We start from the raw sequence: 19,363 nt of genomic DNA on the forward strand, positions 1-19,363 counted from the left end.
TTAAATAATGTTCGAGGGGGAAAATGGTTGCGCGAGATTATAGAGATCTGACGCACTAAAAACCAGTGTTAAGCGGTTTGCGCAACGCTTTTTGCGTTGTTTACACTACCTGCGGCGGTGGAAAGTGGTATTCTCAACCCCATCGCGCAAGCCCGGGCTTGTTGTGTATTTTAACGCTAACCCTCGTCCTGCAACCGCTGTATGCAGGAGTCTGTAAGGAGACTTACCGTGTCTGAACTGTCTCAACTATCCCCGCAGCCGCTTTGGGATATTTTTGCCAAGATTTGCTCCATCCCGCACCCGTCCTATCACGAAGAACAGCTCGCCGAGCACATTATGGGTTGGGCAAAAGAAAAAGGCTTACATGCGGAACGCGACCAGGTTGGCAACATTCTGATTCGTAAAGGCGCGACTGCCGGTATGGAAAACCGTAAGCCGGTAGCGCTGCAGGCGCACCTCGATATGGTGCCGCAGAAAAATAACGACACCGTCCACGACTTCGTTAAAGATCCGATCCAGCCGTACATTGACGGCGAATGGGTGAAAGCGCGCGGCACCACGCTGGGCGCGGACAACGGTATCGGAATGGCGTCCGCACTGGCGGTACTGGCCGATGATAGCGTCGCTCACGGCCCGCTGGAAGTGCTGCTGACCATGACCGAAGAAGCCGGCATGGACGGCGCGTTCGGTCTGCAGGCCAACTGGCTACAGGCCGATATCCTGATCAACACCGACTCCGAAGAAGAAGGCGAAATCTACATGGGTTGCGCCGGCGGGATCGATTTCACCTCTAACCTGGCGCTGACCCGCGAAGCGATTCCCGCCGGGTTCCAGAGCTTTAAAGTCACCTTAAAAGGGCTGAAAGGCGGCCACTCCGGCGGTGATATTCACCTTGGTCTGGGTAACGCCAACAAGCTGCTGTCGCGCTTCCTCGCCGGCCACGCCGATGAGCTGGATCTGCGTCTGGTCGATTTCAACGGCGGCACGTTGCGCAACGCCATCCCGCGTGAAGCTTACGCTACTGTCGCCGTCGCCGCGGATAAAGCCGATGCGCTGAAAGCGCTGGTGAATACTTACCAGGCGCTGCTGAAAAACGAGCTGGAGGCCAAAGAGAAGAACCTGGTGGTGCTCGTGGAAGCGGTCGATAACGACAAAGCGGCGCTGACTCAGGCTTCCCGCGACACTTTCATCCGTCTGCTGAACGCCACGCCGAACGGGGTTATCCGCAACTCTGACGTGGCGAAAGGCGTCGTGGAAACTTCGCTGAACGTCGGCGTCGTCACCATGACCGATGACAACGTACAGATCCACTGCCTGATCCGCTCGCTGATCGACAGCGGCAAAGACTACGTGGTCAGCATGCTGGATTCTCTGGGTAAGCTGGCGGGGGCGAAAACCGAAGCCAAAGGCGCTTACCCTGGCTGGCAACCGGACGCCAATTCGCCGGTGATGCACCTGGTACGCGAGACTTACCAGCGTCTGTTCAACAAGACGCCGAACATCCAGATCATTCACGCCGGTCTGGAATGCGGTCTGTTCAAAAAACCGTATCCGGAGATGGACATGGTCTCCATCGGGCCAACCATTACCGGTCCGCACTCCCCGGATGAGCAGGTCCATATCGAGAGCGTCGGTCAGTACTGGACGCTGCTGACCGAGCTGCTGAAAGCCATTCCGGCTAAATAAGCCCCACAACCGGCGGCGGCCCGCCGCCGGTTTTACCCCGCATCACCTTAGCGCCACGCGTTTTTCCATCCGGTAATTAATAAACCACTCCCCGCGCGCCGCCACCCGCTGCTCAGCCACCACCTTAAAACCATGAGCCGTAAAACAGGGCTTTGCGGTAATGCTGGCGTCCACCGTCAGGACTTGCGCTGGATACTGAGCGCAGAGCGCCTCGATAAGCGCGCCGCCGATACCCTGGCGGGCACGATCCGGCGAGACGAACAGCAAATCGATATGCGTCCCGATGGCGGTGATAAAGCCAACCGGCTGGCTGTTGACCACGGCCACCAGGCCGATTGAGTCGGCCAGCTTTTGTCGCCAGCGCGTCTCATCCACCTGCGCCCAGGCCGCGATCTGCCCCGGGGTATAGTCCCGACTGGCGGTTTCCCGCACCGCGCGCAGAAAGATCTGGCAGAGCAGTGGCAAATCGCTGTCGCGGTAAGCACGAATATGCATGGCTAAATCCCTAATAAAAGCTGCCTTTCCAGCTGCGGATCGAGCAACGTCACGTGGAGCCCAACCAGGCGCACGCCCCGTCCGCCGCGGCGCTCATCCCAGGCTTTGTGCGCGGTGGCGATCAGATCCTCTTTGTTCAGCCGCGGCCAGACGTGCTCCTGGGTGGTCAGCTGGAAATCATTGAATTTCAGTTTAATGCCCTGGCGGGCGATCAGCAGATCAGGTTTGACCTTCGCCAGTCGCCTCTCCAGCTCGGGATAGAGGTTTTCGATAATCGCTTCGCACTCCGGCCATTCATGGATATCTTCCGCTAAGGTGCGCTCCACGCCCACCGATTTACGCTGCCGATCGTTATGAATTTCCCGCTCATCAATCCCGTGGCTGCGCTCCCACAGAATACGCCCGAATTTACCGAAGCGCTTAAGCAGCATGGCCAGATCGCTGTTCTGCACATCGCCACAGGTTCGCAGGCCCATATTTTCCAGCTTCGCTGCCGATACCTTCCCGACGCCGGGTATTTTCGCCAGCGGCAGCGCCCGCACAAACTCTGCCACCTGATGGGGGGCGATAACGAACTGGCCGTTGGGTTTATTCATATCTGAAGCGATTTTAGCGAGAAACTTCACCGGCGCCACCCCCGCCGAGGCGGTGAGGCGCAGCTCCCGTTCGATGGTCTGGCGGATCTCCTGGGCTATCAGGGTGGCTGACCCGTGACAATGCTCGCTGTCGCTGACGTCAAGATAGGCTTCATCCAGCGACAGCGGCTCAATGCGCGAGGTATAGCGGGAGAAAATTTCGCGGATATGGTTCGAGGCTTCTTTGTAGGCATCGAAGCGGCCGGGAAGCAGCGTGAGATGCGGGCACAGCTTGAGCGCCGTCGCCGTCGGCATGGCGCTGCGCACGCCAAACTTACGCGCAGGATAGTTCGCGGTACTAATCACGCCACGTTGTACCCGACTGCCGCCTATCGCGAGGGGAATATCGCGCAACGCTGGGTTGTCGCGCATCTCCACCGCCGCAAAGAAACAGTCCATATCGACATGGATAATTTTACGCATCGTCAGACTCAACACTGTATACCCATACAGCATAGCAAAATCAGATGCGAATTTTATGCTTTTTTTATTTCATCGGCTAAAAAAGCGGTTAAAACATAAAACCGCAATAAATTATGTTTATTTTCATTGAGTTAAAAGATAAATCAGGAAGATGTAATCATGAAGAAAATACTTACCGCGCTTTGCCTGCTGGCCACCGCTGGCGCCTGGGCCGCTCCACAGCTGATAGCCCACCGCGGCGGCACCGGCGATGCGCCGGAAAATACCCTGCCGGCCATTAAGCTGGCGCTGGAGAATAACGCCGAAGCCATCTGGGTCACGGTGCAGTTAAGCCGCGACGGCGTACCGGTGCTCTACCGGTCAAGCGATCTTTCCGCATTGACCAATAGCGAGGGCAAAGTTTCCAGTTTGACCGCCGCCGAGCTGGCGAAAGTCGACGCCGGCTGGAAATGGGGGGGTGACAGCCACCCGTGGCGCGGTAAGCAGGCCACCATTCCGACCTTGCAAAGCGTTTTACAGCAATGGCCGCACACTTTTTTCTATATCGATATCAAATCTCCGGATGCCGATCCGACCGTGATGGGCCAGCGCCTGCTTGAAGTGTTAAAAACCACCGATAGCCTCGATCGCGTGCGGGTCTATTCCACCGAAGACCGCTATATCGCCGCCCTGCCGCCAGCCATCCCTCGCTTTGTCCCTCGCAGTGAAACCCGCACCAGGCTTGCCAATATTTCGCTCAGCCATCAGTGCCAGCCAGCGAGTCAACGCGATGGTGAGCAGTGGTATGGACTGGAGCTGAAGCGCAAAGTCGAGGTGGTGGAGAAATTCACCCTTGGCGAAGGGATCTCCCCGGCGACGCTCACCTGGGATAAAGAGGCAATGGATTGCTTCCGCTCGCAGGATAAAGCGCACATTATCTTCTTCGGCATCAACAGTGCGGAAGACTACCGCACGGCGAAAGAACTGGGCGCCGACGGGGTGATGGTGGATTCTCCGGCGCAGGCGAAAAGCTGGCAGTAAGGGAGTCAACGGCTAAAAAGGCCGCGAAAGCGGCCTCACATTGCTGGCATGTTGTTGCCGGGTGGCGGCTGGCGCCTTACCCGGCCTACAAAACCGAAGCAGCAGCCCCGGCAAGCGCAGCGCCGCCGGGCACGGAGCCGCTTTATGCCGGCTGGCGGCTGGCGCCTTACCCGGCCTACAAAACTGAAGCAGCAGGTCCGGCATGCGCAGCGCCGCCGGGCATTACAAAATACGCCGCTGCTGACGCTGCGCCTCGCGGGCGAGGCGCTTTTTACGCGCGTCGCACGGTTCCGGACAATCGCAGACTTTCTCCAGCCCCAGCGCGGAGATCCCACCGCAGCTGCCCTGGATGCTCTTGCGCTTCACCAGGTAGCCCAGCGACATGCCGAGGATCACCAGCGCAAAAATCACAAAGGTCGCGATAAATACCGTCAGCATCGTCAGCCTCCAAAGTCGTCGAGGAGAATATTCTCGTCCTCGACGCCCAGATCTTTGAGCATCTTAATTACCGCGGCGTTCATTACCGGCGGCCCACACATGTAGAACTCGCAGTCTTCCGGCGCCGGGTGATCGCGTAGATAGTTCTCGTACAGAACGTTATGAATAAAGCCGGTATGCCCGGTCCAGTTATCTTCCGGCAGCGGATCGGAGAGCGCGACGTGGAAGGTAAAGTTTGGATTGTCGCGCGCCAGCTGTTCAAACTCCTCATCGTAGAACATTTCGCGCAGCGAACGGGCGCCGTACCAGAAGCTGATTTTGCGCGTGCTGTGCAGGCGCTTGAGCTGGTCGAAAATATGCGAACGCATCGGCGCCATCCCGGCGCCGCCGCCGATAAACACCATCTCGGCGTCGGTTTCTTTAGCAAAGAACTCGCCAAACGGCCCGGAAATCGTCACCTTATCGCCCGGCTTCAGCGACCAGATATAGGATGACATGATCCCCGGCGGCGCATCCGGGACCTTCGGCGGCGGCGTCGCGATGCGCACATTGAGCATAATGATGCCCTTCTCTTCCGGATAGTTAGCCATTGAGTAGGCGCGCAGGGTCGGCTCTTTCACCTCAGAGACATAGCGAAACAGGTTGAACTTATCCCAGTCTGAACGGTATTCATCGGGAACATCAAAATCTGCATAGGCTACTTTATGCGGCGGGCATTCAATCTGAATATAGCCCCCGGCGCGAAACGGCACCACCTCCCCCTCCGGGATCCGCAGCTTGAGCTCTTTAATGAAAGTGGCTTTGTTATCGTTAGAGATAACTTCACACTCCCATTTTTTGACGCCGAAAATCTCTTCCGGCAGTTCAATCTTCATGTTCTGCTTCACCGCCACCTGACAGGCCAGACGGCAACCGGCTTTGGCATCCCGCTTGGTAATATGCGAAAGCTCGGTCGGCAGGATATCCCCGCCGCCCTCTTTAACAGTTACCCGACATTGGCCGCAGGAGCCGCCGCCGCCGCAGGCGGAGGAGACGAAGATCCCGTTGCTGGACAGCGTGTTCAGCAGTTTGTCACCCGCCGGGGTGCGGATCTGTTTATCCGCTTCGTTATTGATCTCAATAACCACGTCGCCCGCGTTCACCAGCTTTGAGCGCGCTGCCAGGATAAGCCCCGACAGCACCAGCACAATCAGCGTGAACATCACGACGCCAAGAATAATTTCCATACTTATTCGCCCTTATAGCTGCACGCCGGAGAAGGACATAAAGCCCAGCGCCATTAGTCCGGTGGTGATAAAGGTGATCCCTAACCCGCGCAAACCGGCGGGCACGTTGGCGTACTTCATTTTTTCGCGGATCCCCGCCATCGCCACGATCGCCAGCATCCAGCCAATGCCGGAGCCGAAGCCGTAGACGATGGACTCCGGGAAGTTGTAATCGCGCTGCACCATGAACGACACGCCGCCGAAAATCGCACAGTTAACCGCAATCAGCGGCAGGAAGATGCCCAGCGCGTTGTACAGTGCCGGAAAATACTTATCGAGGATCATCTCGAGGATCTGCACCAGCGCGGCGATCACTCCGATAAAGGTGATGAAGTTAAGAAAGCTGAGATCCACCCCCTCAACCAGCGCGCCGTCGCGCAGCACCAGGTTATAGACCAGGTTATTGATTGGCACGGCAAGCCCCAGCACTACCGTCACCGCGACGCCGAGGCCGAAGGCGGTGGAGACCTTTTTCGACACCGCAAGAAAGGTGCACATCCCGAGGAAGAAGGCCAGCGCCATGTTCTCAACGAACACCGCGCGGACAAACAGGCTGATGTAATGAGCCATCACCGATTACTCCTTTTCCTGCTGCTCAGGCTTCCAGCTACGCAGGGCCCAGATCAGCAAACCGATAATGAAGAACGCGCTCGGCGCCAGCAGGAACAGGCCGTTCGGCTGATACCAGCCGCCGTTCTGCACCGTCTCCAGCACCGTGATACCGAACAGCTTGCCGCTACCGATAAGCTCGCGCAGGAAGCCGACGATAATCAGGATCGCGCCATAGCCGAGACCGTTGCCAATACCATCCATAAAGCTCGCCAGCGGCGGCGACTTCATGGCGTAGGCTTCGGCGCGGCCCATCACGATGCAGTTGGTGATGATAAGCCCGACGAATACCGACAGCTGTTTGGAGGTCTCATAGGCGAAAGCCCGCAGCAGCTGATCCACCACGATCACCAGCGAGGCGATGATCGCCATCTGCACGATGATGCGCACGCTATTGGGAATATGGTGGCGGATCATCGAGATAAACATGCTGGAGAACGCCGTCACCAGGGTCACCGCAATGGTCATCACGAAGGCGGTTTCCAGTTTGGTGGTTACCGCCAGTGCGGAGCAGACACCCAGCACCTGCAGGGCGATGGGGTTATTGGCGATGAGCGGCCCCACCAGCACGCGCTTCACCTCTTTCATATCGCTCTGTTCAGCCATTATTCAGCTCTCCCTCACGAACCTTTTTCAGGAACGGACCAAAGCCCAGTTCGCCCATCCAGAAATCAAAGCTATGCTGTACGCCATTGGACGTCAGCGTGGCGCCGGATAAACCGTCAACCGCGTGGAGATCGCCTGCGCGCGCGCCGCCTTTCACCACCTTCAGCGCCGGCATGCCGTTGTCATCCAGCACCTGCTTGCCGACAAACTGCTGGCGCCAGTTCGGGTTTTCCACCTCGCCGCCCAGCCCCGGCGTTTCGCCCTGATCGTAGTAAGTAATGCCTTTTACCGTGCGGCCATCGACGTCCAGCGCCACGAAGGCATACATCATCGACCACAGGCCGTTGCCATAAATGGGCAGCACCACCTGCTCAATCTTCTGCTGCGCGTCGCGCACCAGGTAAATTTCCGCCAGATTACTGCGTCGCTTTATACCAGCCGGATCCTGACTGGCATCCAGGGCCATACTCTGCTGCGGATCCTTCAGCGCCTGAGCCTGATTAAATTTACCCGGGTCTTTCTCCAGCAGTTCTCCGGTGGCCAGATTCACCAGTCGCGGGGTAATGCGCGCCGCGAAGGTGTCCGCTACCGCGTCCGCATCCATACCGGGGTGCATCAGCCCTGACACTGCCAGGATATTGCGCTGCTTATCCAACGCCCGCTGCGCCTGCTGGCGGGATTTCAGCCCCACGGCCGAGCCCGCCACCACGATGGAGCAGACCAGACAAAGCACCAGCACCACCAGCAGCGTTTTGCCGATGCTATCGTTACTTTTCTTCTCAGCCACGCGACTTCCTCCGCTTAATATTGGCCTGCACCACCAGATAATCGAACAGCGGTGCGAAGAGGTTGGCGAAGAGGATCGCCAGCATCATCCCTTCCGGATAAGCCGGGTTCACCACGCGGATCAGCACGCACATCACGCCGATCAGCACGCCGTAACTCCATTTCCCTTTATCGGTAAACGAGGCGGATACCGGGTCCGTCGCCATAAACATCATCCCGAAGGCGAAACCGCCGAGCACCAGATGCCAGTACCATGGCATAGCGAACATCGGGTTGGTGTCGGAGCCGATAACGTTAAACAGGGTGGCGGTGGCGATCATGCCGATCATTACCCCGGCGACGATGCGCCAGGACGCGACGCGGCCAAAGAGGATGATCGCCCCGCCGATGAAGATCATCAGCGTTGACACTTCGCCAATTGAGCCGGGAATATTGCCGAGGAAGGCATCCATCCAGCTCACCGGCACGCCAGTCGCCACGTTCACCAGCGCTTCACCGCCGCCGCTGGCCCACTGGGAGAGCGGCGTGGCGCCGGAGAAACCGTCCGCCGCGGTCCATACGAGGTCGCCGGAAATCTGCGCCGGATAGGCGAAGAACAGGAACGCGCGCCCCGCCAGAGCCGGGTTGAGGAAGTTGCGCCCGGTGCCGCCGAAAATCTCTTTGGCGATCACCACGCCGAAGGAGATCCCCAGCGCCGCCTGCCACAGCGGCAGCGTGGGCGGCACAATCAGCGCGAAGAGAATAGAGGTAACGAAAAAACCTTCGTTAATCTCATGCTTGCGCACAATCGCGAACAGCACTTCCCAGAAGCCACCGACGATAAAAACGGTAATATAGATCGGCAGGAAGAAGACCGCGCCCAGGGTCATCATGCTCAGCCAGCCGGCGTCGGCACTGAAGCTCACCCCTAACCACTGGGCGACGCTGTAGTGCCAGTTGTTGGCGATCGCCTGCTGCAGCTGTTCGGCGCCGTATAGCTTGTGCAGCGCCGGAATGGTCTGCAGCCCAACGTTGTACATGCCCCAGAACATCGCCGGGAATACGGCAAACCACACGAGGATCATCATCCGCTTCAGGTCGATGGCGTCGCGCACGTGCGCCGCGCCGCGGGTTACCTGGCCCGGCGTGTAGAAGATGGTCGCCGCCGCCTCATACAGCGGGTAATATTTTTCCAGCTTGCCGCCATGCGTGAAATGCGGCTCAAGTTTCTCAATCAGGTGCTTTAAGCCCATCTCTTATCCTTCCTGCTCAATCCGGGTTAACACGCTGCGCAGCGCCGGGCCATATTCATACTTTCCAGGGCAAACATAGGTGCACAGCGCCAGATCTTCTTCATCCAGCTCCAGACAGCCCAGCGCCTGAGCGCTGTCGGTGTCTCCGGCCAGCAGATCGCGCAGCAGTATGGTCGGCAGGATATCCAGAGGCATCACCCGCTCGTAGTTGCCGATCGGCACCATCGCCCGCTCGCCGCCGTTGGTATCGGTGGAAAAATGAAAGCGCTTGCGCTTGAAGAAATGGCCCAGCGTGGTGCGGGTAATCGAGAATTTCTCTTTGCCCGGCATCACCCAGCCGAAGAGCTCTTTTTCCCGCCCTTCTTTGACCACGCTCACCTGCAGATGGAAGCGCCCCAGGAAGGCGTGAGGGCCATGGGCGCGGGCGCCGCTAAGCACCGAGCCGGAAATGACCCTGTTTTCCCCCTCCTGCAACTCACCTGCCAGCAGATCCTCCAGGCTGGCGCCGAGCGTCGTTTTGACCAGCCGCGGAGATGTTACCTGCGGGCCGCCGAGCGCAATTATCCGTTCGCAGTAGAGCTCCCCGTCGAGGAAAAGCTTACCAATGGCGATCGCGTCCTGATAATTGAGGTGCCAGACCTGCTTATTCAGGCTCACCGGCTCCAGAAAGTGAATATGAGTTCCCGGCAGCCCCGCCGGGTGCGGCCCGCTGAACTGATTGAAACAGACCTGGCCGAGAGGATGACCGCCCAGCTTGCCGCCGCTGGGCTGGCAGACGTGCACTTTCCCGTCGGTCAAGCGCGTGAGCACGGTAAGACCGGCGTCGAAGGCGGCACGTTCGGCCAGAATAATCGGCTGCGGCTCCGCCGCCAGCGGATTGGTGTCCATGGCGTTAACAAAGATAGCGGCGGGCGTGCTCCCCGGGAGCGGCGTTTTGCTGAACGGTCGGGTACGCAGCGCCGTCCATTGGCCCGACGCCAGCAGCTGCTGCTGTACGGTGTCGCGCGGCAGTTCGGCCAGCGCGTCCGCGGCGTAACGGGTAAACGCCACCGCGTCATTGCCCTCGATATCAATCACCACCGACTGCAACACGCGCCGTTCGCCGCGGTGGATCGCGCTGACGATCCCGCTCGCCGGGGCGGTAAAGCAGACGCCAGGGATCTTTTTATCTTCGAACAGGATCTGACCTTTTTTGACCCGATCGCCTTCTTTAACCGCCATCGCGGGGCGCATGCCAACGTACTCTTCGCCGAGTAGCGCGACGCGCTTCACCGCTGGCGCGGGAGAAATCTGCTGTAATGGCATGCCAGCTATGGGCAAATCCAGCCCTTTCGTGATTTTAATCATATCGTTAGCAGGTATCCGTAACCTCAACCCCGACGCAGGTCAGGGCCAGCTTATTGACAGAATGGCAGAGAAGAAAGGGCGAAACGGCGCCAGTAGCGCTCAGGACGGAAGAGAAGCATCCTTTCTTACTCTGATGATGAACCGGCGCAAGTGTAACATTTCGTGAGCGGCGGCTGTAGCGCAAGGGGCGATAAGTGCTTCTAAAATGCGAGCTATTGCGCAAAGTTCTCACTGTGTTTTCGTCGCTGGCAGGGTATAAAGTGAGGCTGATTTGTAAACGCCGCCACGTCGCCCTTGCGAAAAAATGCCGTGATGCTAATGTGAGCGCTCTAAATCCAGAAAACTCTGATTTCGGGTCTCTCTTGCCGTCCTGGCAATGTGGCTATTTTGTTTTATCAAGGAACAAGCAGTATGCGCAAAATCGCATTATTTATTGCGATGCTTCTGTTGCCGTGCGTGTCATTTGCCGGGCTGCTCAGCAGCAACAGCCCGACGACGCCGGTTAGCAAAGAATATAAGCAGCAATTAATGGGTTCACCGGTTTACATTGAGATCTTTAAAGAAGAGCGCATGCTCGACCTTTACGTCAAAATGGGTGAAACCTACCAGCTCCTCGACAGCTACCGGATCTGCAACTACTCCGGTGGCCTCGGTCCGAAACAGCGCCAGGGCGATTTCAAGAGTCCGGAAGGGTTCTATAACGTCACCCGCAGCCAGCTCAAACCCGACAGCCGCTTCTATAAAGCGATTAACATCGGCTTCCCGAACGCCTACGATCGCGCCCATGGTTATGAAGGGAAATACCTGATGATCCACGGCGACTGCGTCTCAGTCGGCTGCTACGCCATGACCGACAGCGGTATCGATGAGATCTTCCAGTTCGTGACCGGCGCCTTAGTCTTCGGCCAGCCAAGCGTGCAGGTGAGTATCTATCCGTTCCGCATGACCAACGCCAACATGGAACGCCACAAATACTCCTACTACGCGGATTTCTGGAAACAGCTCAAGCCTGGCTATGACTATTTCCAGCAGACCCACAAACCGCCGGTCGTATCAGTGACCGACGGCCGCTATGTGGTGAGCAAGCCGCTCAGCCACGAGGTTGTCCAGCCGCAGCTGGCCTCAAACTACACGCTCCCCGAGACAAAATAACGCCCACTCGCCTGGCATGATCTTATGCCAGGTTTCATTGGCCGTCAGCGGCTGCGTGGCGATAACCGTGACCACATCGTTGGGTGTGGTCTCGCGTTGAAAGTCGATCTCCACATCCTGGTCCAGCAGTTTTGCCACGCCGAACGGCGCTCGCCGGGTGATCCAGTGCAGATTGGTCGAGCAGAACGCCATTACGTAGCGCCCGTCCGACAGCAGCATGTTGAACACCCCTTTCTCACGTAGTTCACCCGCGAGGGTGGCGATATACTTGAAAACGCCCAGCATATTGCCCGGCGTGCGCGGATAGCGCTCGGTTAAACGGTGCAGCAGCCAGCAAAACGCTTTTTCACTGTCGGTTTCACCTACCGGATGAAAATTACCGGTTTTCAGCGACTTATAGCCTTTTAGCTGCCCATTGTGCGCATAGGTCCAGTTGCGCCCCCACAGTTCGCGGGTGAAGGGATGGGTGTTCTCCAGGGCCACCCTCCCGCGGTTGGCCTGACGAATATGGGCGACGACGGAACAGGACTTAATGGGGTAATCCTGAACCAGTTTCGCGATCGGCGACTGAAAGCTCGGCTGGGGATCCTTGAATGTGCGACAGCCTTTACCTTCATAGAAGGTGATGCCCCAGCCGTCTTTATGCGGCCCCGTCCCGCCGCCGCGCTGCACCAGCCCGGTAAAGCTAAAACAGATATCGGTTGGCACATTGGCGCTCATCCCGAGCAGTTCGCACATAGATCACCTCACCCTCACAAATCACGACGGCGCCGGAGCGAGGCCACCGTCAACAGTACACACTCACCTGCCTGTTAGCCTTTCGCCATCTCTTTTTCGATCAGCATAATCAGAATGTGGATCACTTTGATATGGATCTCCTGGATGCGGTCGGCGTAGCCAAAGTGCGGCACGCGAATTTCCACATCAGCACTACCGGCCATTTTACCGCCGTCTTTACCGGTCAGGGTGATCACTTTCATCCCCTGCGCCCGCGCGGCCTCAATGGCCTTAATCACGTTGCCGGAGTTGCCAGACGTGGAGATACCGAGCAGCACATCGCCTGCGCGGCCAACGGATTCAACGTAGCGGGAGAACACATACTCATAGCCAAAATCATTGCTCACGCAGGAGAGGTGGCTGACGTCGGAGATCGCGATGGCCGGGTAACCCGGGCGGTTTTCGCGATAACGTCCGGTCAGCTCTTCCGCAAAATGCATCGCATCGCAATGGGAACCGCCGTTACCGCAGGACAGCACTTTCCCACCCGCCTTAAAGCTATCCGCCAGCAGGACAGCGGCACGCTGGATAGCATGGATATTAGCTTCGTCCTGCAGAAAGTTAGCCAGCGTTTCCGCGGCTTCGTTCAGTTCGTTACGAATAAGATCCTGGTACATGAGGATAATCCTTCAGTATGAGTGGAATAACCCCGGCAGTGTACCGGATAGCCGTCGAAGCGAGAAGCAGAAGGCAGCGTTATCCCTCGCTCTTTTGATTTTATGTGCCGCTTTTGCATACAACAATGTGAGCAAGGTTGTAATTATTTTGTAAACACATTGCTAAATAAAAACGCATGCACTACAACCAATACATCACAAGTGGTCAGACCTCCTACAAGCTCAGGGAGCATTTCTCTATGATGATTTTGAGTATTGTTGCAACCGTCGTTTTACTCGGCGCGCTCTTCTATCACCGGGTCAGCCTGCTGCTCAGCAGCGTGATTTTGCTCGCCTGGACCGCGGCGCTCGGCGCGGCCGGAGTGTGGAATATCTGGCTGCTGCTGCCGCTGGCGATCATACTGTTGCCGTTTAACTTTGCGCCTATGCGTAAATCCATGATTTCCGCACCGGCGTTTCGCACATTCCGCAAGGTGATGCCGCCGATGTCGCGCACGGAAAAAGAAGCCATCGACGCCGGCACCACCTGGTGGGAAGGCGATCTGTTTCGCGGCAATCCTGACTGGCAAAAGTTACATAACTATCCGCAGCCGCGGCTGACCGCCGAAGAGCAAGCTTTCCTCGACGGCCCAGTTGAAGAAGCCTGCCGGATGGCTAACGACTTCGCCATTACCCACGAAATGGCCGATCTGCCGCCGGAGCTGTGGGCCTATCTGAAAGAGCACCGCTTCTTCGCGATGATCATTAAGAAAGAGTATGGCGGACTTGAGTTCTCCGCTTACGCTCAGGCACGAGTACTGCAGAAACTCTCTGGCGTCTCCGGCATCCTGGCGATCACCGTCGGCGTCCCGAACTCGCTGGGCCCGGGCGAACTGCTGCAGCATTACGGTACCGAAGAACAGAAGAATCATTATCTGCCGCGTCTGGCACGCGGCCTGGAAATCCCTTGCTTCGCTCTCACCAGCCCGGAAGCGGGCTCTGACGCCGGCGCCATCCCGGATACCGGCGTGGTGTGCATGGGCGACTGGCAGGGTCAACAGGTGCTGGGGATGCGCCTGACCTGGAACAAACGTTATATCACGCTGGCGCCTATCGCCACCGTGCTGGGGCTGGCTTTCAAACTCTCTGACCCGGATCGTTTGCTGGGCGGAGAAGAAGAGCTGGGTATCACCTGCGCGCTGATCCCCACCTCCACCCCGGGCGTGGAAATCGGCCGTCGCCACTTCCCGCTGAACGTGCCGTTCCAGAACGGTCCAACCCGCGGCAAAGATATATTCGTGCCTATCGATTACATCATCGGCGGCCCAAGCATGGCCGGTCAGGGCTGGCGCATGTTGGTTGAATGTCTATCGGTCGGCCGCGGTATTACTCTGCCGTCCAACGCCACCGGTGGTCTGAAATCCGTTGCCATGGCGACTGGCGCTTACGCTCATATTCGCCGCCAGTTCAAAATCTCCATCGGCAAAATGGAAGGGATTGAAGAGGCGCTGGCGCGTATCGCCGGTAACGCCTATGTGATGGACGCTGCGGCGTCGCTGATCACCTACGGCATCATGCTCGGCGAGAAACCTGCAGTGCTTTCCGCTATCGTGAAATATCACTGCACCCACCGCGGCCAGCGCTCCATTATCGACGCGATGGATATTACCGGCGGGAAAGGCATTATGCTGGGCGAAGGCAACTTCCTCGCCCGGGCCTATCAGGGCGCGCCTATCGCCATCACCGTGGAAGGCGCAAACATTCTGACCCGCAGCATGATGATCTTCGGTCAGGGGGCGATTCGCTGCCATCCGTACGTACTGGAGGAGATGGCCGCCGCGCAGAATAATGACCTGAACGCCTATGACAAGCTGCTGTTCAAACACATCGGCCATGTCGGCAGTAATAAAGTGCGGAGTTTCTGGCTGGGCCTGACCGGCGGGCGCACCAGCAGCGCGCCGACCCGTGACGCCACCCGTCGCTACTATCAGCAAATGAATCGTCTGAGCGCCAACCTGGCACTGCTGTCAGACGTCTCAATGGCGGTGCTCGGCGGCAGCCTCAAGCGACGCGAACGTATCTCCGCCCGTCTGGGGGATGTGTTAAGCCAGCTGTACCTGGCCTCGGCGGTGCTGAAACGCTATGACGATGAAGGACGCAATGAAGCCGATCTGCCGCTGGTTCACTGGGGGGTACAGGACGCGCTGCACCAGGCCGAGCAAGCCATTGACGATCTGTTGGACAATTTCCCGAACCGTCTGGTGGCAGGCGTAATGCGCCTGGTCATCTTCCCGACCGGCCGTCATCATCATGCGCCGTCGGATAGGCTGGACCACCAGGTCGCCAAAATTCTGCAGGTGCCCAGCGCCACGCGCTCCCGCATCGGCCGCGGTCAGTATCTGACGCCGAGCGAGCATAACCCGGTAGGCCTGCTGGAAGAGGCCCTGCTGGAAGTGATGGCGGCCGATCCTATCCACCAGCGGATCTGCAAAGAGTTGGGTAAAAATCTGCCGTTCACCCGTCTGGATGAGCTGGCCCACAACGCGCTGGCCAAAGGATTAATCAGTCAGGATGAGGCCGCCATTCTTACCCGTGCAGAGCATAGCCGTCTGCGCAGCATTAACGTCGACGACTTTGCGCCAGAGGAGCTGGCGACAAAGCCGGTAAAGCTGCCGGAAAAAGTTCGTAAAGTTGAAGCTGCATAATAAAACCACTACCACATCACACGCCGGGCGGGGAACTTTCCCCGCCTTTTTTCGCCCTCTCCTCCCCTTTCGTTTCCATCAGTAGCATTTTTTTAACAAAATATTCCGCGGACCGCCGCGCGGCTGATATGGTGTTACAGTTAACCTAACCCCCTCATGAGAATGGAGTTGACCATTGTGCCTGGCCTGAAAATTTCGCTGTTGCAACAACCGCTGGTCTGGATGGACGGCCCTGCCAACCTGCGCCATTTTGATCGCCAACTGGAAGGAATCACCGGGCGCGATGTGATTGTTTTACCAGAGATGTTTACCACCGGCTTTGCCATGGAAGCGGCAAAACAGTCTTTACCCGAGGCCGACGTGGTGGAGTGGATGCATGCCCGGGCTGCGCAATCCCAGGCGCTGATTGCCGGCAGCGCTGCGCTGCAAACTGAACACGGCGCTGTTAACCGCTTCCTGCTGGTCGAGCCTGACGGTACGGTGCACCATTATGATAAACGGCACCTGTTCCGTATGGCCGATGAACATCATCACTATGAGGCCGGAAACCAGCGCGTGGTCTTTGAATGGCGTGGATGGCGGATCCTGCCGCTGGTCTGTTACGACCTGCGCTTTCCGGTATGGTCGCGTAATCAGAACGACTATGATTTGGCGCTGTATGTCGCCAACTGGCCGGCGCCGCGCTCGCTGCACTGGCAGTCGCTGCTGATCGCCCGCGCGATTGAAAACCAGGCCTATGTCGCCGGCTGTAACCGGGTTGGCACTGACGGCAACGGCCATCATTACCGCGGCGATAGTCGGATTATCAATCCCCAGGGGGAGATTATCGCCACCGCCGATCCGCATCAGGCCACTCGTCTTGATGCCGAGCTGTCGCTGAGCGCCCTTCAGGAATATCGTGAAAAATTCCCCGCCTGGCGCGATGCCGATCCTTTCACGATCGGCTAATCACCCTTCGGGAGCCGCTGCGCTCCCTTTTTATTCCACCACGATCCGCACAGCACAGTAGACCAATAACGCAGCCAGCATCCAGTTCAGTTGCCGCCCGTTCAGCAAAAACAGGCGTTGAAACAGATGCCCCGCCAGCGCCCAGCACAGATTTCCCAGCGCGCCAATCGCCGCCAGCAGCAGACTCACGCTGATAAGCCAAACAGGCTCGCGAGTAACGGGCAGAACAAAGGTAGAAAGCGCGGTGATGCCATACAGAATAATTTTAACGTTGACGAACTGTAGCCCCAGACTCGCCCAAAAGCCTACCGGTTCTACACTCGGCGTCCCTGTCGCCGGTTTGCTTTTGGCAATCTGCCAGGCCAGCCACAGGATGTACGCCGCGCCAATCCATCCCAATACCAGGGTAAAGCGTGAGTCGAGTTCAACCAGCGAAAAGGTTAAAGCCGCGCAAATCAACATAGTGATAATAAACCCGACGCTCATCCCGGCCAGCACCCGCAGGCTGCGGCGTAGACCATGGGAGGTGACGCTGCTCAGCGCCAGGATATTGTTGGGCCCGGGTGTCAGGGCGGTGATCAAAGTGTAAGTTAAAAAGGCGCTTATCAGGGTAGGTGTCACGGGTTTTCTCCTCTTGTCTGGCAGACACTACCCGAAGCTGATAATTTAAAAAAATGAATATTTTTTCATTCTCGCTTCGATAATATCGATACAAAGAGGAAATATGGATCTGCGACGCTTCATCACCTTCAAAACTGTTGTCGAAGAAGGTTCCTTTCTGCGCGCGGCGCAGAAACTATGCTGCACTCAGTCCACCGTGACTTTTCATATCCAGCAGCTGGAGCAGGAGCTTGCCATCCCGCTGTTTGAGAAAATCGGCCGACGGATGTGTCTCACCGCCGCCGGTAAGAAGGTCCTGCCGCATGTCTACGACCTGACTAAAGTGATGGCCTCGATTCGTCAGGCGGCACGCCAGGACGATGAGCCCGGCGGCGAACTTCGCGTCGCCACTGGCGAAACGCTGCTGGCGTATAAAATGCCGCGGGTGCTGCAGCGTTTTAAGCAACGCGCTCCGAAAGTGCGCCTGTCGCTGCAGTCGCTCAACTGCTACAGCATCCGCGATGCGTTGCTTGCCGACGAGGTCGATTTGGGGGTGTTTTACCGGGTGGGTAACGATGACGCGCTCACGATAATGGAGCTTGGCCAGCAGTCGCTGACGCTGGTCGCATCGGTCGAGCAGGCGCCGGTAGACTTCATGCGCCCGCGGCAGCATATCCCGCTGAGCTTTATCATCAACGAACCCCAGTGCGTGTTCCGGCAGATTTTTGAAAGCACCCTGCGCCAGCGCGAAATTACTCTGGAGAACACCATTGAGCTGTGGAGTATTGAGAGTATCAAGCAGTGCGTGGCGGGAAATCTGGGAGTGAGTTTTCTGCCACGCTTTGCGGTGGAGGACGAGCTCAAGCGCGGGACGCTGGTTGAGCTGCCATTCAGCGAGACGCCGTTGACGATCCATGCGCTCTGCGCCCACCATGCCGGGAAGGCTATCAGTCCGGCGATGCGGGTATTTATGCAGTGCATGCAGGAGGAACAAGAGGCGCGCTGAAATTCGGCGACGAAAACGACGAAAGCCTGAATCATTGCTGATTCAGGCTTTCTGAATAGTGGCGGAACGGACGGGACTCGAACCCGCGACCCCCTGCGTGACAGGCAGGTATTCTAACCGACTGAACTACCGCTCCGCGTTGTTGTTCCGTTGGGAACGAGGCGAATATTACGGATTCCCCTCTACCCCGTCAACGCTTTTTCTACCATTTTGAATCGTTTGCTGCAAAAATCACCCAACCGCCTACTTTTAATTCATTTTAGTGGCTATCAGGCACGCCACAGGCAGCTTCCGCCTTTCTTTTGTACTAGGTCGAGGCGGGATTCATGGTTCGCCAGTTCTTCATCTGATGCATAAACCACGCGTAACTGACTGCCGGCGCGGACGACGCGCTGAATTCCCATCTCTCCCGCCTGCTGCTGGCTTTCGCCTTCCATAGAGAACGCCATCGAAGTCTGGCCGCCGGTCATCATCAAATAGACATCGGCAAGGATCTGGGCATCGAGCAACGCCCCGTGCAGCGTACGCTTGCTGTTATCTATTTCGTAACGCGAACATAGCGCATCGAGGCTGTTGCGCTTGCCTGGAAACATTTTCCGCGCCAGCGCCAAACTGTCGGTGATTTTACAAAAGGTCTCGGTTTTTCCGATGCCGCGGTTTAGCTTACTGAATTCATAATCCATAAAGCCGATATCGAACGAGGCGTTATGGATCACCAGCTCCGCGCCGCGGATGTAATCCATAAACTCATCAGCCACGTCGGCAAAGGTAGGTTTATCCAGCAGGAACTCATCGGCGATCCCGTGTACGCCGAATGCTTCAGGATCCACCAGCCGATCGGGCTTCAGATAGACGTGAAAATTGTTACCGGTCAGGCGGCGGTTGATCACCTCCACGGCGCCGATCTCAATGATCTTGTGTCCTTCGTAGTGTGCCCCGATCTGGTTCATACCGGTGGTTTCGGTATCGAGAACAATCTGGCGCGTAATTGCAGTGCTCATAGCGGTCATTTATGTCAGACTTATCGTTTACAAATC

The 19,363-nt window shown here is 57.5% G+C and carries 19 protein-coding genes and 1 tRNA gene; 6 read left to right on the top strand and 14 right to left on the bottom strand.

What is annotated here, in order from left to right; translation table 11 throughout:
* Nucleotides 1–228: 228 nt before the first annotated feature.
* Complete coding sequence (pepD, locus tag IB144_RS21080) at nt 229–1,686, top strand: cytosol nonspecific dipeptidase (protein ID WP_004152033.1); 1,458 nt, start codon at nt 229–231, stop codon at nt 1,684–1,686.
* A 42-nt stretch (nt 1,687–1,728) separates the two neighbouring features.
* On the opposite strand, the gene IB144_RS21085 is transcribed toward pepD, so the two are convergent.
* Complete coding sequence (locus IB144_RS21085; protein ID WP_040215265.1) at nt 1,729–2,181, bottom strand: GNAT family N-acetyltransferase; 453 nt, start codon at nt 2,179–2,181, stop codon at nt 1,729–1,731.
* A gap of 2 nt (nt 2,182–2,183) precedes the next feature.
* Nucleotides 2,184–3,239 carry a DNA polymerase IV gene (gene dinB, locus IB144_RS21090; protein WP_002889726.1) on the bottom strand — a complete coding sequence of 352 codons (1,056 nt, stop codon included), beginning with the start codon at nt 3,237–3,239 and terminating at the stop codon, nt 2,184–2,186.
* A 159-nt stretch (nt 3,240–3,398) separates the two neighbouring features.
* On the opposite strand from dinB, the gene IB144_RS21095 reads away from it, so the two are divergent.
* Nucleotides 3,399–4,259, top strand: coding sequence for a glycerophosphodiester phosphodiesterase family protein (locus IB144_RS21095; RefSeq protein WP_040215267.1), 861 nt, complete (start codon nt 3,399–3,401; stop codon nt 4,257–4,259).
* Between the two features lie 222 nt (nt 4,260–4,481).
* Here the strand turns inward: IB144_RS21095 and nqrM are convergent, their stop codons facing one another.
* From nqrM to IB144_RS21130, 7 genes are read right to left on the bottom strand one after another with little or no spacing between them, the layout of a single operon-like run.
* Complete coding sequence (gene nqrM, locus IB144_RS21100) at nt 4,482–4,697, bottom strand: (Na+)-NQR maturation NqrM (RefSeq protein ID WP_002889722.1); 216 nt, start codon at nt 4,695–4,697, stop codon at nt 4,482–4,484.
* A 2-nt stretch (nt 4,698–4,699) separates the two neighbouring features.
* On the bottom strand, nt 4,700–5,923 hold the full coding sequence (gene nqrF, locus IB144_RS21105) for an NADH:ubiquinone reductase (Na(+)-transporting) subunit F (RefSeq protein ID WP_002889720.1): 1,224 nt from the start codon (nt 5,921–5,923) through the stop codon (nt 4,700–4,702).
* Nucleotides 5,924–5,935: 12 nt separating this feature from the next.
* Nucleotides 5,936–6,532, bottom strand: coding sequence for an NADH:ubiquinone reductase (Na(+)-transporting) subunit E (nqrE, locus tag IB144_RS21110; protein WP_004177335.1), 597 nt, complete (start codon nt 6,530–6,532; stop codon nt 5,936–5,938).
* Nucleotides 6,533–6,538: 6 nt separating this feature from the next.
* Entirely contained in the window at nt 6,539–7,177 is a 639-nt protein-coding gene (locus IB144_RS21115; RefSeq protein WP_002889716.1) for an NADH:ubiquinone reductase (Na(+)-transporting) subunit D, read from the bottom strand.
* Nucleotides 7,170–7,964, bottom strand: coding sequence for a Na(+)-translocating NADH-quinone reductase subunit C (locus IB144_RS21120; protein WP_004177336.1), 795 nt, complete (start codon nt 7,962–7,964; stop codon nt 7,170–7,172). Before IB144_RS21120 ends, IB144_RS21115 begins: the two co-directional genes overlap by 8 nt.
* Nucleotides 7,957–9,195 carry an NADH:ubiquinone reductase (Na(+)-transporting) subunit B gene (locus IB144_RS21125; RefSeq protein WP_004147186.1) on the bottom strand — a complete coding sequence of 413 codons (1,239 nt, stop codon included), beginning with the start codon at nt 9,193–9,195 and terminating at the stop codon, nt 7,957–7,959. Before IB144_RS21125 ends, IB144_RS21120 begins: the two co-directional genes overlap by 8 nt.
* Before the next feature lie 3 nt (nt 9,196–9,198).
* Nucleotides 9,199–10,542: a Na(+)-translocating NADH-quinone reductase subunit A gene (locus tag IB144_RS21130; RefSeq protein ID WP_002889702.1), complete on the bottom strand. Its 1,344-nt coding sequence runs from the start codon at nt 10,540–10,542 to the stop codon at nt 9,199–9,201.
* Nucleotides 10,543–10,953: 411 nt separating this feature from the next.
* Here IB144_RS21130 and dpaA point away from each other — a divergent pair, with 411 nt between their 5' ends.
* Nucleotides 10,954–11,694: a peptidoglycan meso-diaminopimelic acid protein amidase gene (gene dpaA, locus IB144_RS21135; protein WP_002889699.1), complete on the top strand. Its 741-nt coding sequence runs from the start codon at nt 10,954–10,956 to the stop codon at nt 11,692–11,694.
* On the opposite strand, the gene IB144_RS21140 is transcribed toward dpaA, so the two are convergent.
* Nucleotides 11,665–12,432: a class II glutamine amidotransferase gene (locus tag IB144_RS21140; protein ID WP_002889696.1), complete on the bottom strand. Its 768-nt coding sequence runs from the start codon at nt 12,430–12,432 to the stop codon at nt 11,665–11,667. The genes dpaA and IB144_RS21140 overlap by 30 nt on opposite strands.
* A 74-nt stretch (nt 12,433–12,506) precedes the next feature.
* On the bottom strand, nt 12,507–13,088 hold the full coding sequence (gene lpcA, locus IB144_RS21145; RefSeq protein ID WP_004145825.1) for a D-sedoheptulose 7-phosphate isomerase: 582 nt from the start codon (nt 13,086–13,088) through the stop codon (nt 12,507–12,509).
* A gap of 239 nt (nt 13,089–13,327) precedes the next feature.
* On the opposite strand from lpcA, the gene fadE reads away from it, so the two are divergent.
* Together fadE and IB144_RS21155 are read left to right on the top strand one after the other, a co-directional pair.
* Entirely contained in the window at nt 13,328–15,772 is a 2,445-nt protein-coding gene (gene fadE / locus IB144_RS21150) for an acyl-CoA dehydrogenase FadE (RefSeq protein ID WP_002889690.1), read from the top strand.
* A 177-nt stretch (nt 15,773–15,949) separates the two neighbouring features.
* Nucleotides 15,950–16,720, top strand: a complete 771-nt coding sequence (locus IB144_RS21155) for an amidohydrolase (RefSeq protein ID WP_002889689.1) — start codon at nt 15,950–15,952, stop codon at nt 16,718–16,720.
* Between the two features lie 30 nt (nt 16,721–16,750).
* Here IB144_RS21155 and eamB read toward each other — a convergent pair whose 3' ends face one another.
* Nucleotides 16,751–17,341, bottom strand: coding sequence for a cysteine/O-acetylserine transporter (gene eamB / locus IB144_RS21160; protein WP_065888831.1), 591 nt, complete (start codon nt 17,339–17,341; stop codon nt 16,751–16,753).
* A gap of 103 nt (nt 17,342–17,444) precedes the next feature.
* Between eamB and IB144_RS21165 the strand changes: the two genes are divergently transcribed.
* On the top strand, nt 17,445–18,326 hold the full coding sequence (locus tag IB144_RS21165; RefSeq protein ID WP_004145830.1) for a LysR family transcriptional regulator: 882 nt from the start codon (nt 17,445–17,447) through the stop codon (nt 18,324–18,326).
* A 59-nt stretch (nt 18,327–18,385) separates the two neighbouring features.
* Here the strand turns inward: IB144_RS21165 and IB144_RS21170 are convergent.
* Nucleotides 18,386–18,462, bottom strand: a tRNA-Asp gene (locus tag IB144_RS21170).
* Between the two features lie 133 nt (nt 18,463–18,595).
* Nucleotides 18,596–19,327 (bottom strand): DNA polymerase III subunit epsilon, encoded by a 732-nt coding sequence (gene dnaQ, locus IB144_RS21175; protein ID WP_004152034.1) that lies wholly within the window; start codon nt 19,325–19,327, stop codon nt 18,596–18,598.
* Nucleotides 19,328–19,363: the final 36 nt, after the last annotated feature.

Origin of the sequence: Klebsiella sp. K4 (assembly GCF_014596785.2) — a bacterium.
Classification (GTDB): domain Bacteria; phylum Pseudomonadota; class Gammaproteobacteria; order Enterobacterales; family Enterobacteriaceae; genus Klebsiella; species Klebsiella pneumoniae.

What these genes read in the sequence shown, in the direction of transcription:
- IB144_RS21085 (WP_040215265.1), bottom strand. Translation starts at nt 2,181, where the DNA reads ATGCATATTCGTGCTTACCGCGACAGCGATTTGCCACTGCTCTGCCAG.
- dinB (WP_002889726.1), bottom strand. Translation starts at nt 3,239, where the DNA reads ATGCGTAAAATTATCCATGTCGATATGGACTGTTTCTTTGCGGCGGTG.
- IB144_RS21095 (WP_040215267.1), top strand. Translation starts at nt 3,399, where the DNA reads ATGAAGAAAATACTTACCGCGCTTTGCCTGCTGGCCACCGCTGGCGCC.
- nqrM (WP_002889722.1), bottom strand. Translation starts at nt 4,697, where the DNA reads ATGCTGACGGTATTTATCGCGACCTTTGTGATTTTTGCGCTGGTGATC.
- nqrF (WP_002889720.1), bottom strand. Translation starts at nt 5,923, where the DNA reads ATGGAAATTATTCTTGGCGTCGTGATGTTCACGCTGATTGTGCTGGTG.
- nqrE (WP_004177335.1), bottom strand. Translation starts at nt 6,532, where the DNA reads ATGGCTCATTACATCAGCCTGTTTGTCCGCGCGGTGTTCGTTGAGAAC.
- IB144_RS21115 (WP_002889716.1), bottom strand. Translation starts at nt 7,177, where the DNA reads ATGGCTGAACAGAGCGATATGAAAGAGGTGAAGCGCGTGCTGGTGGGG.
- IB144_RS21125 (WP_004147186.1), bottom strand. Translation starts at nt 9,195, where the DNA reads ATGGGCTTAAAGCACCTGATTGAGAAACTTGAGCCGCATTTCACGCAT.
- IB144_RS21130 (WP_002889702.1), bottom strand. Translation starts at nt 10,542, where the DNA reads ATGATTAAAATCACGAAAGGGCTGGATTTGCCCATAGCTGGCATGCCA.
- dpaA (WP_002889699.1), top strand. Translation starts at nt 10,954, where the DNA reads ATGCGCAAAATCGCATTATTTATTGCGATGCTTCTGTTGCCGTGCGTG.
- IB144_RS21140 (WP_002889696.1), bottom strand. Translation starts at nt 12,432, where the DNA reads ATGTGCGAACTGCTCGGGATGAGCGCCAATGTGCCAACCGATATCTGT.
- lpcA (WP_004145825.1), bottom strand. Translation starts at nt 13,088, where the DNA reads ATGTACCAGGATCTTATTCGTAACGAACTGAACGAAGCCGCGGAAACG.
- fadE (WP_002889690.1), top strand. Translation starts at nt 13,328, where the DNA reads ATGATGATTTTGAGTATTGTTGCAACCGTCGTTTTACTCGGCGCGCTC.
- IB144_RS21165 (WP_004145830.1), top strand. Translation starts at nt 17,445, where the DNA reads ATGGATCTGCGACGCTTCATCACCTTCAAAACTGTTGTCGAAGAAGGT.
- dnaQ (WP_004152034.1), bottom strand. Translation starts at nt 19,327, where the DNA reads ATGAGCACTGCAATTACGCGCCAGATTGTTCTCGATACCGAAACCACC.